13 protein-coding genes are annotated in these 16,081 nt (G+C 67.5%); 1 reads left to right on the top strand and 12 read right to left on the bottom strand.

The annotated features are described in order from the left end of the window. The 12 genes from ACWDTI_RS13185 to ACWDTI_RS13130 form a co-directional block, all read right to left on the bottom strand. The gene (locus tag ACWDTI_RS13185) at positions 1-729 is read right to left on the bottom strand and encodes an acyl-CoA dehydrogenase family protein (RefSeq protein ID WP_449738539.1); all 729 of its coding nucleotides are present in this window, start codon (positions 727-729) and stop codon (positions 1-3) included. Between the two features lie 301 nt (positions 730-1,030). Continuing rightward, positions 1,031-1,549 (bottom strand): flavin reductase family protein, encoded by a 519-nt coding sequence (locus ACWDTI_RS13180; protein WP_449738538.1) that lies wholly within the window; start codon positions 1,547-1,549, stop codon positions 1,031-1,033. Positions 1,550-1,707: 158 nt separating this feature from the next. After that, entirely contained in the window at positions 1,708-2,556 is an 849-nt protein-coding gene (locus ACWDTI_RS13175; RefSeq protein ID WP_449738537.1) for an FCD domain-containing protein, read from the bottom strand. 99 nt (positions 2,557-2,655) lie between these two features. Beyond that, complete coding sequence (locus ACWDTI_RS13170) at positions 2,656-3,888, bottom strand: hypothetical protein (RefSeq protein ID WP_449738536.1); 1,233 nt, start codon at positions 3,886-3,888, stop codon at positions 2,656-2,658. A 109-nt stretch (positions 3,889-3,997) separates the two neighbouring features. Then, positions 3,998-5,185, bottom strand: coding sequence for a TY-Chap domain-containing protein (locus ACWDTI_RS13165; RefSeq protein ID WP_449738535.1), 1,188 nt, complete (start codon positions 5,183-5,185; stop codon positions 3,998-4,000). Between the two features lie 279 nt (positions 5,186-5,464). Then, positions 5,465-6,496, bottom strand: coding sequence for a LacI family DNA-binding transcriptional regulator (locus ACWDTI_RS13160; protein ID WP_449738583.1), 1,032 nt, complete (start codon positions 6,494-6,496; stop codon positions 5,465-5,467). A 201-nt stretch (positions 6,497-6,697) separates the two neighbouring features. After that, the gene (locus ACWDTI_RS13155) at positions 6,698-8,155 is read right to left on the bottom strand and encodes a rhamnulokinase (protein WP_449738534.1); all 1,458 of its coding nucleotides are present in this window, start codon (positions 8,153-8,155) and stop codon (positions 6,698-6,700) included. Beyond that, complete coding sequence (locus ACWDTI_RS13150; RefSeq protein ID WP_449738533.1) at positions 8,152-10,191, bottom strand: bifunctional aldolase/short-chain dehydrogenase; 2,040 nt, start codon at positions 10,189-10,191, stop codon at positions 8,152-8,154. The genes ACWDTI_RS13155 and ACWDTI_RS13150 overlap by 4 nt, the downstream gene beginning before the upstream one ends. A gap of 36 nt (positions 10,192-10,227) precedes the next feature. Further along, entirely contained in the window at positions 10,228-11,388 is a 1,161-nt protein-coding gene (gene rhaI / locus ACWDTI_RS13145) for an L-rhamnose isomerase (protein WP_449738532.1), read from the bottom strand. An 87-nt stretch (positions 11,389-11,475) separates the two neighbouring features. Further along, complete coding sequence (locus ACWDTI_RS13140; RefSeq protein ID WP_449738531.1) at positions 11,476-12,834, bottom strand: MFS transporter; 1,359 nt, start codon at positions 12,832-12,834, stop codon at positions 11,476-11,478. 82 nt (positions 12,835-12,916) lie between these two features. Then, on the bottom strand, positions 12,917-13,255 hold the full coding sequence (locus ACWDTI_RS13135) for an L-rhamnose mutarotase (protein ID WP_449738530.1): 339 nt from the start codon (positions 13,253-13,255) through the stop codon (positions 12,917-12,919). Between the two features lie 388 nt (positions 13,256-13,643). Next, the gene (locus tag ACWDTI_RS13130; protein WP_449738529.1) at positions 13,644-14,333 is read right to left on the bottom strand and encodes a fasciclin domain-containing protein; all 690 of its coding nucleotides are present in this window, start codon (positions 14,331-14,333) and stop codon (positions 13,644-13,646) included. Between the two features lie 202 nt (positions 14,334-14,535). On the opposite strand from ACWDTI_RS13130, the gene ACWDTI_RS13125 reads away from it, so the two are divergent. After that, positions 14,536-16,077 carry a molybdopterin-dependent oxidoreductase gene (locus ACWDTI_RS13125; protein ID WP_449738528.1) on the top strand — a complete coding sequence of 514 codons (1,542 nt, stop codon included), beginning with the start codon at positions 14,536-14,538 and terminating at the stop codon, positions 16,075-16,077. Positions 16,078-16,081: the final 4 nt, after the last annotated feature.

The raw sequence follows: 16,081 nt of genomic DNA, 5'->3' as shown, positions 1-16,081 counted from the left end.
TCAGCGCGGACCGGTACAGGTGTTCGTCGGTGAACGGGGTGGGATAGTTGCCGCCGAGGGCGGGCGGAACACTCGCACGCGGTGATCCGGAACGAAGATGTCGTCGGCGATCAGGCAGTTGCTGCCCGACGAACGCATGCCGGCGACGAACCAGGTGTCCTCGAAGTCCATGTCCGAGCGGGGAATCAGCGCGCACCCCTGGTCGACGACGTTGCCGTCCGCATCGGTGATCGGGATACCCATGACCGCCCAGGTGCAGTGGTAGGAGCCGGAGTTGTAGTACCACTTGCCACTCACCTGGTAACCGCCGTCGACCTTCCGGGTTTCCGCGGTCGGCGCGAGAACTCCCGACACCTTGGCGTCGAGATCGGCACCGAACACGTCGTCCTGCGCCTGCTCGCCCATGAGGCCGACGAGCCAGTTGCAGACGTTGGTGAGGGTGACGACCCACGACGTGCCGCCATCGGCCTCGGCGACTGCCGCCGAGACGTCGAGCATGGTACGCATCGAGGTTTCGTAGCCGCCATACCGTTTGGGCACCGAGATCTTGAACAGTCCGGCATCGGTGAGTGCCGCGATGCTCTCCTCGACGACTCGGCGATCCTTCTCGCCCGGGGCGGCGTTGGCCGCGAGGAGCGGTTTGAGCTCGCGGGCTCGGGCGACGAGCTCGGCGTCGGTGGGGGTGGGGTTGGTGTTCGTGGTGGCGGGGGATGTGGCGGTGGCGGTCATTGTTGTTCTCCTGGTTGGGGTTTGGGGTTTGGGGTTTGGGGTTTGGGGTTTGGGGGTGGGGCCGGTGGTCTCGATGCGCTCGCTCGCAAGCCCGCGGGCTTACTCCTTGGATCGAGTAAGGGAGGAGCTTGCGACGACCGCATCGAGATCGATCAGCGAAAAGGGCTGCGACTCTTCCCAGCCCACGCCGGCCGCCTGTGCGGCCCAGGCTACCTACTCGAAGATTCCCTCCCCGCTGATCGAGTAAGCGAGCGAGCTTGCGAGCCCGCGCATCGAGATCACCGAGCGGCAGAGTGCCGAATCAGCCTGCGCAGGCGGTGATCTGGTCGATGATGGGTGGGCGTACGCGGGTGGCGAACCGCGAGTGGGTGCCGAAGGTGCGGTGGCCGTAGACGAGTGGGGGACGGTGGGTAGATGAGGCGTGGCGGACGGCGCCGATGAGGAGCAGGTGGTCGCCGGCTTCGACGGTGCGCCAGAGGTCGCAGGCGGCCCAGCCGGCGGTGTCGTCAAGGCGGGGCAGGTCGTCGCTCATCGACCACGGTGTGTCCGCGAAGCGATCGGCGCCGCGGGTGGCGAAGGAGACCGCGACGCCGTCCTGGCCGGAGTTGAGGACGTTCACGCCGAAGCGTCCGGAGGTGAGGATGCGGGTCAGCAGGCCCGACTTCCTGTCCAATGCGATCGACAGCAAAGCGGGCCGAAGCGACAGCGACGCCAGCGAGCTCACCGTCGCGCCATGGGGTCCGTCGCCGTCAGCGGTAGTGATCACCGTGACGGGTGCGCACACGCCGGCCATCAGGTCGCGGAAATGTTGGTCCAGCATCGTCTGGCACCTCCTAATTAATAATGATTAATTGCGTGAGTCACACTGTGCCTGTGATGCGCCACACTTGTCAAGAGGGTCGTGGGAATTAATCATGATTTTCTTCGGCAGGCGAGACATGCCGGTCTAGCTGCGCAGACGGTGCCTAGGCGGTCGGCTCAGCTGTTGATCGACGGGGAGTCGCTGGTATCCGCCAGCGGGGCGCGAAGCATCATCGAGGGGTCGGTGCGGCGGAGAGCGTCGATCGCGCCCGCCTCGTCACGACTGCTCAGGGCGACGACGAAGTCGTCGATGACTGCCGCGAACTCGTCGAGGTAGACCGCGACCTTGCTGTCGTGGCCGTCGTCTTCGGTCTGCTGCAGGTGTGCACGAACGTGGGAGGTACCGACGTCCATGATGGACAGGTACAGGCTGTCGAGGAGCTGGCTGCGACCCAGACCGGCGAAGTGCTCGTGCACATTCCATGCGGCCCAGATGAATCCGGCGACATCGTGTGCGTCATGCGCCCGGTGGACGTCGGAGAGCAGATCGTTGAAGGCCGCGATGTCGTCGTCGGTCAGATTGGGCATCACCTCGGAAACGAGCAAGGGCGCCAGCGCATCTCGGATCTGAATCGACTCGGGCAGGGCCGTCGCGTCGCCTGCGGCTTCCCGGAACCAGCCGTTCATCCGGGACAGCGGCGGGGGTTCGGCGGCGAAGATGCCGCCGCCCGGGCCTGGTCGCGACGTGATCACCCCGCGTTCGAGGGCGAGTTTGATGGCCTCGTTGATGGTGCCGACCGACACCTTGCACACCTGGCGCAGGTCGTCCTTGCTGCCGATCCGTTCGCCGGACTGGTGATCGCCGGCCAGGCGGGCGATCTTGTTCGCGGCCAGTTCCGCGCGGGACAGTCCCACCGTCACCGTGCCCGGCAATTTCATTGGGCTACGCCAGATCTCGCGTGTCAGGGCGGGGATATCGGGAGCTTCCGGCGGTTCCGATGCGTCGACGGGGGAGGTCTCGGTCATGGTGTCCTCAGCCTTGCACCAGATCGGGTCGCACTCGGGTCCGGCGACGAATGAGGCAATCGTACCGAAACGATCGTGATTGATTCCGTCCGCGCGATCTCAGGCGGCGGTGACCGCGACAGAATCGGTGTCGGTGACGTCGATGATCCACGCGGCGACGGTGTTGGCGGCATAGTCGACAACCAGAATCTGGATCACGCCTCCGACGACCGGTCCGAACGTGAGTCGGGCGAGGTCGCCGGACAGATCGCCGACCTCGTCACTCACGCCGGCGGTATCGCGGGCCTGCACCGCCGTCACCAGTTGGTAGGAGTCGATGCCGAGGCTGACGTAGTTGACGGCGGTGCCCAGGCCCGGGACCCACACCACGATCGACGACGCGAACGCCTCCCATTGGTCTTCCCATGCCTGCGAGTCGGGGTCCCAGGTGGTCGGCGGCAACGCGATGGTCGGGATCAACGACGACCACCAGTCGTCCGACGACGTGGTGGCGGACGCGGCGACCCGGGTGGTGGAGGTCGACGCACCGAGCGTCAGGTTCTGCAGCACTGCGATGAGCGACGCGGGGACGGACGAGTCGGTGCCGGCCAGGCTGGCGCCCGTCGACGGATCGACCAGGTCGGTTGCCGCGCGGAGGACGGGGGTGTCGACCGGCGCGGCGGACGGGTCGGATTCGGTGCTGTCGGCGGGTGAGGTCGTGACCTGCTCGACGGCAGTCATCTCGGTGGTTGGCGTCCTCGTGGTGTCGTCGGGTGTCGACGGGGTCGCGGAGCTGTCGGGTGTCGACGCGGACGTGGTGGGACCGGCTGATCCGGGGGAGGCCGCGGGATCGGTCGAGCCGGTGCCGGTTGCGGGATCGGCCGGCAACGCTGTCGGGGCGTCGGTGTCATCGATCGGCGCGCCGGCCCGGGACGTCGAAGAGTCTGGAGCGGGTGAGCCGGCGGCGGGCTCGTCAGGTGGAGGCGAGGCAGGTGCAGACAGGGTGCCGTCAGATGGTGAGTCGGCGGATGCTCCGCTGGTGTCGGTCCCGGTTTGCGAGCTGTCGACCTCAGGTGCGCCAGTCGAATCGGTCGATCCGCCCGACTCCGCACCCGCCCCGGTCGTCGAATCGGTCCCGGAGGATTTCTCGGCGCCGCCGGAGCTGCCCGAGCCGTCGGCCGGCGCGCCGGAACCGTCGGAAACGGAGCTCGCACCGCCGGCCGATCCGGTGGTGGCGCCGTCGTCGGCCATTGCGTTGCCGGCTCCGAGTGCCATCAGCGATGCCGCCGCCACTCCGATCGCCGCGGCGAGCAATCGGGTTCGACGTGGCAGGGCGGCCGGTGACGCTGTCATGAGGCGATTCTCTCCGGTCGTGGCGGGTTCGGCAAAACGAGGCGGCCACGCAAAGCGGTTGCGGCACAGATGAAACACTGTGTACTGCGGATCCGGGGGTGATCTCGTATCATGCCCTCGGTCGCCGCCGCGCGCGCTCCGCGGCGATCTGCCGACGCCGATCCTCGACTACCTTGAGGGCGGAGCCGAGCCCACGAATCGTGTGCCACCACTGTTGACGTTCGTCCTGCAACCGCGCGGCCTCGCGCGTGTCCCCACGGCCGAGTGCCTCGGCTTCTGCCGCTTGGCATCGCCGGGCATTGCGGGCGCAATGCTTCAGGTATCGCAGCATGGTCCGAGTGTTGTAACCACACATCGCGGCGACGACGACGGCGTCGACGTCGGACCTGTCATGCAGCAGGTCGAGTACTCCACCCACCCCGGCCGGCGCATCGGCTTCGATCGTGGGCCGATCGGCCATCTGCGCCGAAGGGCTGCAATTGATTTCGATGTCGCGGGCGTGATCGCGAATGAAGGCGAACCAGATGGCCAGTGCCGACGCCAGATTGGCGGGGTGAAACACCGAGCATTCGATCCGCATGCTCGCGAGCAGCTGTCCGCCTTCGATGCTCACCGTCACACCCGGCCATCGGTCCGCGTTCGCGGCGAGAAACAGCGCGGCTTCTGCCGGGTCGCCGATGCGATCACACATCACCGTGTGGCATTCCATCGCCGCGAAATCCGGAATGGTACGCAGCCGTGATCTCGTCGGGTGGGTGGGCAGCGGAATCTCGCCGTCGTCGTCGACGTGGACGACGACACCGGTCATCGCGGCCAGTGCCTCGACGGCCAGCTGATGCAGTTCGGTGGCGTCCTGCGGCATCACCGAGAACTCCAGCGCCGGTTCGACGGGAACCGAAGCCGGTTGGACGTCATCTTTTTCGGTCATCAGGCTGGGGTGCAGCACGGCGCATACCTCACGCAGCGCGCGCACGCTGACGTCGGCGAGATGATCCACCCGCCGTCGGCCGGTCTCGACGATCATGTCGCCGCCTCGCAGCTCACGCCATCCGTCGGAACCCAGAGCCGCCCGATTCGCCGCCAGGCGAGTGGCGTCGTGGTGAGCGCTGCACCGCAGCCGGCAGCGGTATCGGCGAGCGGACGTGACGCCGAGTGCCATCGTCGACTCCGGGTCGTCGTCGAACGGACCGAAGTGGATCTCGTCGCCACGCTCGAGCATCGCGAGGCGGTCGCCGAGGTCGATGCGGAAACGGCGCCACGCCGCTTCGATCTCGTTGTCGAAATCCGTCTGAGTCATGCCGACCCCTCTCGTTCGCAGGATGGGGAGCGTCGCCGCTCGACCCGATAGCCCTGCAGGCTACGACGGGGGTCCGACAATTGATCGTCTGCGCAGTTCAGGGGGGCAAGTACTCGGTTCGGGGTGCAGGTAGTGGCCCGAAACAAACTCGGGTGGTGCGGTGCTCGTTCTTTTGCCGAGCCGACGCCGCAGACTTCTGGGTGTGCAGAAGAACCCACCCGAAGTTCACGCGCACATGTGCTCGGCGTTCTGATCGACGCCCGGCCAGGGCGGAGTCGGCTACCCCGCGCCGACTTCGTCCGCCGCCGGCGCGGGCGCGTCGACCGTGCTGGCGCGCACCACCAACTCGGGCTGGAACATGGTGTGTTCGGGACTGCGCCGCGACGACGATCCTGCCGCGGCCACCAGCAGTTCCACGGCGGTCGCCCCGATCCGCGCCGTGGGCTGGCGCACCGACGACAGCGGCACGACAGCCGACCGGGCGAAGTCGATGTCGTCGTAGCCGATGAGCGCGACGTCCCGCGGCACCCGCACGTCACCGAGCATCGTCAGGGCTTGCAGGACCCCGATCGCGAGGAGGTCGTTGGCACAGAAGACGGCATCCGGGCGGTCGGCCGGAGACCTGCGTTGCAGCTGTTCCCCTACCTCGCGCCCGGCCAGCACGCTCAACGAGGGGGTGTCGATGACCTCGAGGGTGGCCCCCGGGGTGTCGGCGATGGCGAGCTCGGCCCCGCGTCGACGGTCGGCGACCTGCCGCAACGTCGACGGACCTCCGACGTAGGCGATCCGTCGCCGGCCGTTGTCCAACAGATGCGCGACGGCGAGCCGACCGCCCGCGATGTCGTCGACGGCCACCGAATCGAACGGCGTGCCTGTTCCGTCGCGATCGACCAGCACGACCGGAGTGCCGCGCTCGCGGAGACCGTCGAGACGATCGAGGTCGTCGCCGACCGGCGACACGAGTACGCCGAAGACCCGCTGTTCGTCGAAGGTGTCGATGTAGGTGCGTTCGCGGCCCGGGTCGTCGTCGGAGGTACCGAGCAGCACGGTCAGGTCGTGATCGCCGGCGGCGCGTTCCGCGGACCGCGCGATGTCGGTGAAGAACGGGTTGCCGACGTCGAGCACGACAAGCCCGATGCACCGCGACCGTCCGGCACGCAGCTGGCGTGCGGCGTCGTTGCGCACGAAGCCCAGTTGCGTGATCGCCGCGTGCACCCGTTCGACCGTCGCGGGCGCCACCTTGTCGGGCGAGTTGAGCACGTTGGACACCGTGCCGACCGACACTCCTGCCGTCGCGGCGACGTCCCGCATGCTCACACCCACGGCCTCCATCTCATCACGACGGACCTCGCGCAGGGCGTCGAGTGGGCGCCACTTCCCGTCGAGTGGGCGTCGATCGGCGTCGAGTGGGTAGCCGCGGGCCGGGGGCGTGCCCGGTTGACACCTACCGAATGGCGCCCGGTCGACGGGGGACGGCGCCCGGTCGACGGGAAGCGGCGCCCGGTCGACGGACTACGACGCGAGGGCGCGCACCCGCGGGTGATACTGCTGCGGCGGGAAACGGTCGGCGACCAGGCTGCGCAACGCCTGCAGGTCTCCGTCGACGAGACCGTGGGCGCGGGCGGCGATCAGCACGTTGCCCAGCGCGGTGGCCTCGACGGGTCCGGCGAGCACCGGCAGGCCGAGACGATCGGCGGTGAGCTGACACAGCAGCCGATTCTGTGATCCACCACCGACCATGTGGACGCGCCGGACGTCGGTGCCGGAGAGTTGCGCGGCCTGCCGAACGCCGTCGGCGAAGGCGGCAGCCAGGCTGTCGACGATGACCCGGACGATCTCGGCGTGCGTGATCGGGGCCCGCAGTCCGCGATCGGCGTACCAGCCGCGGATGCGGCCGGGCATGTCGCCGGGCGGGAGGAACACCGGGTCGTCGGTGTCGAAGACATCGAACGCCGCCGGCACGTCGGCGGCCTGGGCGAGGAGCTCGGCGAGGTCCGCACGATACCCTTCGCGCTCGTAGTGGCGCAGTGTCTCGCTCAACAACCACAGGCCCATCACGTTGTGCAGGAAACGAATCCGCCCGTCGGCGCCGACCTCGTTGGTGAAGTTCGCCACCTGGGCCGCCGGGGTGACGACTGGTGACGGAAGCTCGACACCGACCAATCCCCATGTCCCGCAGGAGATGTAGGCGGAGGACTCGGGGTCCATCGGGATGGCGGCGACGGCGGATGCGGTGTCGTGGGAGGCCACCGAGGTGACGGTGGTGGCGCGGTCGAGACCCAGCCCGTCGGCGACCTGCGGGACGAGCGGGCCGAGCGGGGTGCCGGGTTCGATGATCTCGGGGAACAGATCGAGCGGCAGGTCGAGGCGCTCGAGAAGCGCGCGGTCCCACTGGCCGGTGCTGCTCAGCAACCCGGTGGTCGACGCGTTGGTGCGCTCGGTGGCCCGAATCCCGCTGAGCCAGTAGTTGATCAGATCCGGAATCAGGAGTGCGGAGTCGGCGGCCTCCAGCATGCCGTCGGCCTGCTCGGCCGCGAGTTGGTAGACCGTGGTGAACGGCAGGAACTGTAATCCGTTGCGCGAATACAGTTCCTCCGCCCCGATCCGCTCGTGCACCAACTCGACACCGAGAAGCGTGCGGTCATCCCGATAGTGATGCGGCAACCCCACCATCCGGCCGTCACGCAGCAGCCCGTAATCCACCGCCCAGGAGTCGACTCCGATGCCGACGAGGTTGTCGCAGTGCCGCCCGGCCTCCGCCAGTCCCGCACACGCCCTGCCGTACAGACCGGGCAGATCCCAGTGCATGGCGGTGCGGTGCCCGTTCCACAGGTGCACCGGGTCGTTACCGAACCGGGCGACCTGCTCGAGTTCCAGGCGGCCGGGACCGATATCGGCGACCATGACCCGGCCGCTGGTGGCGCCGAGGTCGATGGCTGCGACCTGTCCGGACCGGACGGTGGTACTCATCGCAGGAAGGCGGCGGCGACGCCGGCGTCGACCGGCACGTGCAGCCCGGTGGTGTGCGAGAAGTCCGAACTGCACAGCGCGAAAGCGGCATTGGCGATGTTCTCCGGCAGCACCTCACGCTTGAGCAGGGTGCGCTGGGCATAGAACTTGCCGAGGTCCTTCTCCTCGACTCCGTAGACGGCGGCGCGCTGCGCTCCCCAGCCGCCGGCGAAGATCCCGGAGCCGCGGACGACGCCGTCGGGATTGATGCCGTTGACCTTGACGCCGTGCTCGCCGAGTTCGGCGGCCAGCAGCCGAACCTGGTGCGCCTGGTCGGCTTTCGTCGCCGAGTAGGCGATGTTGTTCGGACCGGCGAACACCGAGTTCTTCGACGATATGTAGAGGATGTCGCCGCCGAGTCTCTGGTCGATCAGCGCCCGTGCGGCCGCCTTGGACACCAGGAACGACCCGCGTGCCATGACGTTGTGCTGCAGATCCCAGTCGGCAGCGGTGGTGTCCAGCAACGACTTCGACAACGACAGCCCGGCGTTGTTGACCACGATGTCGATACCGCCGAAGGCCAGCACGGTCGCGTCGATCGCCGACTGCACGGCGGCCTCGTCGGTGACGTCGGCGGCGACACCGACCGCGACGTCGGCGTTACCGATATCCTGAGCGGCCGCTTGCGCTTTCGCTGCATCGAGGTCGGCGATGACGACGCACGCACCCTCCGCCGCGAGCCGCGCGGCGATCGCCTTGCCGATCCCGGACGCGGCACCGGTCACCAGGGCGATCCTCGTGGCCAATGGCTTGGGCTCGGGCATGCGGGCGAGCTTGGCCTCCTCCAGCGCCCAGTACTCGATACGGAACTTCTCCGACTCGTCGATCGGGGAGTACGACGAGACGGCCTCGGCGCCGCGCATCACATTGATGGCATTGAGGTAGAACTCGCCGGCCACCCGCGCGGTCTGTTTGTCCTTGCCGTAGCTGAACATTCCGACCCCGGGGACGAGCACGATGGCCGGGTCCGCGCCGCGCATGGCGGGGCTGCCTGTGATCGCGTGCCGCTCGTAGTAGGCGCGGTAGTCCACGCGGTAGGCCTCGTGCAACGCCGTCAGACGCTCCTTGCACTCGTCGATCGTCGCCGACGCCGGCAGGTCGAGCACCAGCGGCTTGACCTTGGTTCGCAGGAAGTGATCCGGGCAGCTGGTGCCGAGTTCGGCAAGTCGGGGATGTTCACTGCCGGTGAGGAATTCGAGCACGGGTGCGGCGTCTGTGAAGTGGCCGACCTGCGGCTTGTCGGCCGACGCCAGGCCGCGGATGAACGGGGCGAGCGCGGCGGCCTTGGCGAGCCGCTCGTCGTCGGGTAGCGAGTCGAAGCCGTCGATCGGTGCGCCGAAGGGTTGCGGCTTTCCGTTGGCGGAGATGAACTTCTCGGCGGTCTCGATGATCTCGCGCGAGTGGGATTCGGCCTCTTCGGAGGAGTCGCCCCAGGCGGTGATGCCGTGGCCGCCGAGGATGCAGCCGATGGCTTGCGGATTCTCGCGCTTGATCTGCGAGATGTCCAGGCCGAGTTGGAATCCGGGCCGCCGCCACGGGACCCAGACGACACGGTCACCGAAGATGTTGCGGGTCAGATCTTCTCCGTCGGCGGAGGTGGCGATCGCGATACCGGAGTCAGGGTGCAGGTGATCGACGTGGGCGGCGTCGACGAGACCGTGCATGGCGGTATCGATCGACGGTGCCGCACCGCCTTTGCCGTGCAGGCAGTAGTCGAAGGCGGCGACCATCTCGTCTTCGCGGTCGAGGCCCGGGTAGACATCGGCGAGTGCGCGCATCCGGTCCAGGCGCAGGACGGCCAGGCCGTCGGCGGTCAGGGTGCCGAGGTCGCCGCCGGAACCCTTGACCCACAAGAGGTCGACGTCTTCTCCGGTGACGGGGTCGGTCTCGGTGCCCTTGGCGGAGGTGTTGCCGCCGGCGTAGTTGGTGTTCTTCGGGTCGGCGCCGAGTCGGTTGGATCGGGCGATCAGCGCGGCGACGGTCGGGTTGATGGTCATCGAAGTATCTCCTGTGATGGCAGTGGACGGGGAGGCTCAAGCGCCCCAGGATGATTGGGTACCGCCGATGCGTTCGGCGGCGATCCTTTCGGCATAGCCGGATTCGGCGAAGGCGCGCATCGGATCGACCGGAAGTCCCTGAGCCGCACGACGTTCGGCGAGCATCGGTCGGACGTCGGTGTAGAAGGCGTCCATGAAGACGGCGTTGGCGCCCAACACATCTCCGGCCTCCTGTGCGGCGGTCAGGGCGTCGGTGTCGACGAGCAGCGCACGCGCGGTCATCTCCTGCACGTTGAGAACCGACCGGATCTGGCCGGGGATCTTCTCCTCGACGTTGTGGCACTGATCGAGCATGAGGGCGACGGTCGAATCGTCGTCCAGGCCGCCACCGCGGATCACCTCGAAGAGGATGCGGAACAGTTGGAATGGATCGGCGGCTCCGACGATGAGGTCGTCGTCGGCGTAGAACCGCGAGTTGAAGTCGAACGATCCGAGCTTTCCGAGGCGCAGCAACTGCGCGACGATGAACTCGATGTTGGTGCCGGGAGCATGGTGCCCGGTGTCGAGGCAGATCGCGGCACGCTCGCCGAGCGCGGTCACCTGGGCGTACGAGGTGCCCCAGTCGGGGACGTCGGTCATGTACGTCGCGGGCTCGAAGAACTTGTACTCCAGCACGAGTCGCTGGTTCTCGCCGATGTGCTGGTAGATCGTCGCGAGCGACTCGGCCAGGCGGTCCTGGCGGCCACGGATGTCGCCCTGTCCGGGATAGTTGGTGCCGTCGGCGAGCCAGATCTTGAGATCCTCCGATCCGGTCTGCTCCATGATCTCGATGCAGGCCAGGTGGTGGTCGATCGCCTTCTGCCGCACCGTCTTGTCGGTGTGGGTGAGGCTGCCGAACTTGAAGTCGTCGTCCTGGAAGGTGTTGGAGTTGACGGTGCCCAACGTGACTCCCTGGTCGGCGGCGTAGCGGCCCAGGGCGGCGTAGTCGTCGACGGTGTCCCACGGAATGTGCAGTGCGACAGTCGGTGCGAGGCCGGTGAGGCGATGGACGGTGGCGGCGTCGGCGATCTTCTCCTGCACGGTGCGCGGTGTCCCGGCCGTGCCGAACACCTTGAAGCGGGTGCCGGAGTTGCCGAAGGCCCACGAGGGCAGTTCGATGGCGAGGTTGTCGAGGAGGTTGAGGTCGGGGGCGGTCATCGGAAGTCCTTGGGAGAGTGGGGTTTCATGCGGAGCCGGGGCAGAGCCGACCGACTCCGCATGAAACGTTTCAATCGAGTGGGTGGATCAAGCGACGGTGCGGATGTCGGCCGGCGTCTGGGTGGGGAGGTCGGCGGTGGAGATCGGGGCGGGAACCGCGGGGTCGACCGGGGCGCCGTAGCGTTCGATCTCGATCTGCTGCAACGTCTTTCCTTGGGTCTTGGGTGCAAACACCGCGCCGATGATCAGTGCGACGGTGAGCAGTCCGACGAGGAGTGAGCCGACGACGGGAAGGCCGACGGCGGCGAGCAGTGTCGGGAAGAAGTAGCTGAGCAGGCCGGTGAAGGTGCGGACGACGAAGAACATGACACCCTGTGCGCTGGCGCGGTACGGCGTGGCGAACAGTTCGCTGGCCCACAGGCTGTAGAACGCCTGGGCGCCGATGCCCGAGGAGATGCCCCAGAGGACGGCGAAGGCCAGCATGGTCGGGACGCCGCTGCCGGTGAACGCCACCAGGATGATCCAGCCGAGGATGCCGAGTGCCGCGCCGATGACGTAGAGCAGGCGCTGCGACATCCGGTCGGCGTAGCGCATGAAACCGAAGTACGTGGCGGCCACGGTGCAGCCCCAGACGAGCACCTGCAGCAGGTTCTGCTGGACCGCGCTGTGCAGGCCGGCGGTGTCGTAGACCCGAGGCATGAAGATGCCGGCCTGGCCGGCGACGGTGTTCCAGAACAGGTAGATGCCGCCGAGGAAGAGCAGAGCGGTGATGTTCACCTTGCGCGAGAACAGCCCGCGCAGACCGCGGGCGCCGACCGCGGAACGGAGCTCGCGCGTCTCACCTCGACCCTCTTCCTTCCAGATCTTGGACTCGTGCAGGCCTTGCCGAATCCACCAGACGACGGCGGCGACGACGAACAGGTGCAGGAAGATGATGCGCGAACCCATGAGTCCGAGTGGTGCGAGTGCAGCGGCGAGGGCGAAGCCGATCAGTGGTCCGATCGACCAGGCAAGCTGTGCGGTACCGACGTGTTTGGCGCGTTCGGTGGTGGGCGCCTGTTCGGCGATGTAGGTCCACGAGGCGGGGACGCCCGCGCCGACGGCGATACCGGTGATCACGAAGGCCGCGAGCAGCATGCCGAAGTTCAGGGCGAAGGCAGCCATCAGGACGCCGGCCATGTAGACCAGAAGATCGTAGGTGTAGATCGCCTTGCGGCCGAAGCGGTCGCATAGCGGGCCGCCGAGCGCGGCGCCGATGGCTGCGCCGAACGCGTTGGCGGACAGCGCGGCGAGCAGGCCGACGGCGAAATTGCTGATGCCGAAGGCCTCCTGCCAGAACGTGAGGCTTGTCGCGATCGCGATGATCGAGCCGGCTTCGATGTAGTTGGACATCGCGACCGAGATGGTCGCTCGCCATCCGGTGGTGGAGCGTGCTCCGATTTTCATGGTCGTTCCTCGGGTCGGGTTTCAGTAGAGAGGGTCGGGCGGTGCGGGGTCAAGGGGTGCGTGGGTGATGGGGCCACCTTCCTCACTCGAGATGGAAGTACTCGACGAGCTGGTTTCGGATGTTGTCCGGGTTCGAGTCGGTGTCCACCGCGGACTGGAAGTATTCGGCCATCTGCGCCTGCCACTTCTCGTTGATCGCGGTCGCGGACATCGCGGTGGTGGCGCGCTCGAAATCGTCGGTCTCCAGGTAGCCGACGACGAGACCGTCGTCGGGACGCAGGAACAGCGAGTAGTTACGCCAGCCGGTCTCGCGCAAGGCGTCGAGCATCTCGGGCCAGACCTCGGTGTGGGCCTCGAGGTAGTCGTCGACACGCTCGGGCTTGATCTGCAGCAGGAAGCACACTCGCTGGGTGTCGGTCATGTCGGGTGCTCCTTCTGTGGCGGAATGTTTCACATGAATCGTCGTGTTTGAAACGTTTCAATTCGTGATTGGAGCCACAGTAGGGCATGCGCTGTGATGCGTCAAGAGTTCTCGACGGCGTCGGCTGAGCCCACCTTGCGTCGAGTGGGCGTCGATCGTCGTCGAGTGGGTCGGAGGACTGTGGCCACTCGACGCCGTGCATGGTGGGAGGTTGGCTGAGGTGTGCACTGTCGACGCGGAAGGGCGCCCAGTCGACGGACACGGGCGCCCAGTCGACGGGGACGGGTGCCCAGTCGACGGGGACGGGCGCCCAGTCGACGGGGCGGGGCCGGGGGACGGTCGGCGCGGGCGCCCCACCCGGCGAGTGGGGCGCCCGCGGTGGGAGCGGCTACATCGCGGGCGGCATCAGCACCGTGTCGATGAGGTAGACGGTTGCGTTGGCGGTCTTGATGCCACCGCAGACAACGCCGGCGTCGTTGACCTTCCAGTCCTGGCCCGACCCGGTGACGGTCACGTTCTGACCCTCCAGGGTCTTGTGCTCACCGGCAATGTCCGCAGGCGGAATCTGGCCCGAAACAACATGGTAGGTCAGGATTTTCGTCAACAGATCCTTGTCGGTCTTGAGTTGGTCGATCGTCGCCGGTGGGAGCTTGGCGAACGCGTCGTCGGTCGGCGCGAACACCGTGTACTGCCCGTTGTTGAGCGTGTCCACGAGATTCACCTGAGGGTTGAGCTGCCCGGAGACAGCCGCGGTCAGCGTCTTGAGCATCGGGTTGGCGGCAGCCGCGGTCGCGACCGGTGCGGTGGCCATGCCATCGACCGACGCCGGGCCCGTCGGGTTGGCCTGGGCGTATGCGGCGCAACCCGGTCCGACCAGTCCGCTCGCCGGCGTGGCCATGCTGGTGCTGGGCATCATGCTCGTGGCCATCGACCCCGACGTCATGCCGGACATCGGCGCCATGCTCGTGGTGCCGCCCGACGACGAGGTGTCGTCAGACGAACATCCCGCGACCACTCCCACGGCGAGAATCGCTCCGGACGCCGCCATCAGGGCGCGCTGCATTCGGTTGAGAGCCATGATCATCCAATCTGTCGGTGATGAACCCACCACCTGGCAGGTCTCAAGAGGCATTCGCAGACAACGGATTTCCGGATGGGTCGGAGTTTTTGTCCTCGGATCCGCCATCCGCTAGGCGATCTCCCGCGAATGCCCCACGAGAGTGCTCCGGACAACGACCGGTGCGCGGTGCTCTGGCGCGTCGGTGTGGGAGGAGATCGCCATGTACACACGTTTCGAGGACGACGTTCGGGGTGCGCTGGCCGGAATGGTGGCGGTGACCGCCGGCGTGGTGGCGGGTGAACTTGCGGCACTCGCCGTCTCGCCGTTCGCGTCGCCCTATCACGCCGTCGCGGCGTTTCTGGTGGACCACGCGCCGGCCGCGGCCCGTGAGTTCGCCATCGACCGGTTCGGGACCAGTGACAAGGCCGCCTTGATGATCGGTGTCGGCGCGGTGATGATCGTGCTGGCAGCCGGTGCCGGCGTGCTCGAGTCGCGTCGTCGTCCTCTGGGACTGGTCGTGATCGGGGGGTTCGTCGCGTTCGCGGTGGTGGCCGAGATCTCGCGCCCGACGGTGCATTGGACCTATCTGGTGCCGCCTCTGGTCTCGGGCGTGGTGGCGGCCGCGATCCTCGTCGTGCCGTGCCCACCGACGGTGGCGGAAACCGGATCCGGTGAGGCGCAGGCTCGGCACGCAATGTCACGCCGCCGGTTCATCGGTGGGGTGGCCGTGTGTGCGGTGGTGACGGCCGTCGGTGCCGGTGCGGTCCGACAGATCGGCCGGGCCGGCGGCGTGATTGCCGAGCGGATGCGCCTCGCCTTGCCGAGCCCCCGGTCGGCCGCCCGCGCGATTCCGTCCGGGGTCGACGTGAAGCTTGATGGCGCAACGCCATTCGTGACGAGCAATGCGGACTTCTACCGTATCGACACCGCGCTGCAGGTACCTCAACTGAGCCCGCGGGACTGGCGGTTACGTATTCACGGGATGGTCGACCGCGAGATCACACTCCACTGGGAGGACCTGCTCTCGATGCCCGCGATCGAACGCATCATCACACTCACGTGCGTGTCCAACGAGGTGGGTGGCGATCTGGCGAGCACCGCGCGCTGGCTGGGCGTGCCGATGAGCGAGGTCCTCTCGCGCGTCGGGGTGCACGCCGACGCCGACATGCTGCTCGCCACCAGCGTCGACGGGTGGACGTCGGGCACACCCATCTCGACGGTCACCGACGGCCGCGACGCCCTGCTCGCGATCGGCATGAACGGTCAACCGCTACCGCTCGAACACGGTTATCCGGTGCGGCAAGTGGTGCCCGGACTGTACGGATTCGTGTCCGCGTGCAAATGGGTCGTCGACTGGGAGATCACGAGATTCGATCGCGCCCAGGCGTATTGGACCAAACGCGGATGGGGTGTGCGGGCGCCGATCAAGACGGCGTCTCGGATCGACCGGCCCGCGCCGCTGTCGCGGCATCGGCCGGGCCGAATCGTCGTCGCGGGCACCGCCTGGGCGCAGCATCGCGGTATCGGTGGTGTGGAGGTGCGGGTCGACAACGGGGCCTGGGAACCAGCGACATTGGCGACCGAATACTCGAAAGACACGTGGCGACAGTGGTTCTGGACATGGGATGCGACGCCGGGGCAACACACCCTGTACTGTCGCGCCACCGACAGTACAGGATCCACCCAGCCCGAACGTCGGGTGGCGCCGATCCCCGACGGCGCCACCGGTTGGCACAGCAGGGTATTCCGGATCGATCAGTGACCGA

Source organism: Gordonia sp. NPDC003424 (assembly GCF_053588655.1).
The sequence above is the reverse complement of the archived record's forward strand: the minus strand, read 5'-3'. Positions and strand labels throughout refer to the sequence as shown.

Coding starts and splice junctions, on each gene's coding strand:
- ACWDTI_RS13180 (WP_449738538.1), bottom strand. CDS start 1,549: ATGCTGGACCAACATTTCCGCGACCTGATGGCCGGCGTGTGCGCACCC.
- ACWDTI_RS13175 (WP_449738537.1), bottom strand. CDS start 2,556: ATGACCGAGACCTCCCCCGTCGACGCATCGGAACCGCCGGAAGCTCCC.
- ACWDTI_RS13160 (WP_449738583.1), bottom strand. CDS start 6,496: ATGCGGGACGTCGCCGCGACGGCAGGAGTGTCGGTCGGCACGGTGTCC.
- ACWDTI_RS13185 (WP_449738539.1), bottom strand. CDS start 729: ATGACCGCCACCGCCACATCCCCCGCCACCACGAACACCAACCCCACC.
- ACWDTI_RS13165 (WP_449738535.1), bottom strand. CDS start 5,185: ATGACTCAGACGGATTTCGACAACGAGATCGAAGCGGCGTGGCGCCGT.
- ACWDTI_RS13150 (WP_449738533.1), bottom strand. CDS start 10,191: ATGACCATCAACCCGACCGTCGCCGCGCTGATCGCCCGATCCAACCGA.
- ACWDTI_RS13170 (WP_449738536.1), bottom strand. CDS start 3,888: ATGACAGCGTCACCGGCCGCCCTGCCACGTCGAACCCGATTGCTCGCC.
- ACWDTI_RS13155 (WP_449738534.1), bottom strand. CDS start 8,155: ATGAGTACCACCGTCCGGTCCGGACAGGTCGCAGCCATCGACCTCGGC.
- rhaI (WP_449738532.1), bottom strand. CDS start 11,388: ATGACCGCCCCCGACCTCAACCTCCTCGACAACCTCGCCATCGAACTG.
- ACWDTI_RS13125 (WP_449738528.1), top strand. CDS start 14,536: ATGTACACACGTTTCGAGGACGACGTTCGGGGTGCGCTGGCCGGAATG.
- ACWDTI_RS13130 (WP_449738529.1), bottom strand. CDS start 14,333: ATGGCTCTCAACCGAATGCAGCGCGCCCTGATGGCGGCGTCCGGAGCG.
- ACWDTI_RS13140 (WP_449738531.1), bottom strand. CDS start 12,834: ATGAAAATCGGAGCACGCTCCACCACCGGATGGCGAGCGACCATCTCG.
- ACWDTI_RS13135 (WP_449738530.1), bottom strand. CDS start 13,255: ATGACCGACACCCAGCGAGTGTGCTTCCTGCTGCAGATCAAGCCCGAG.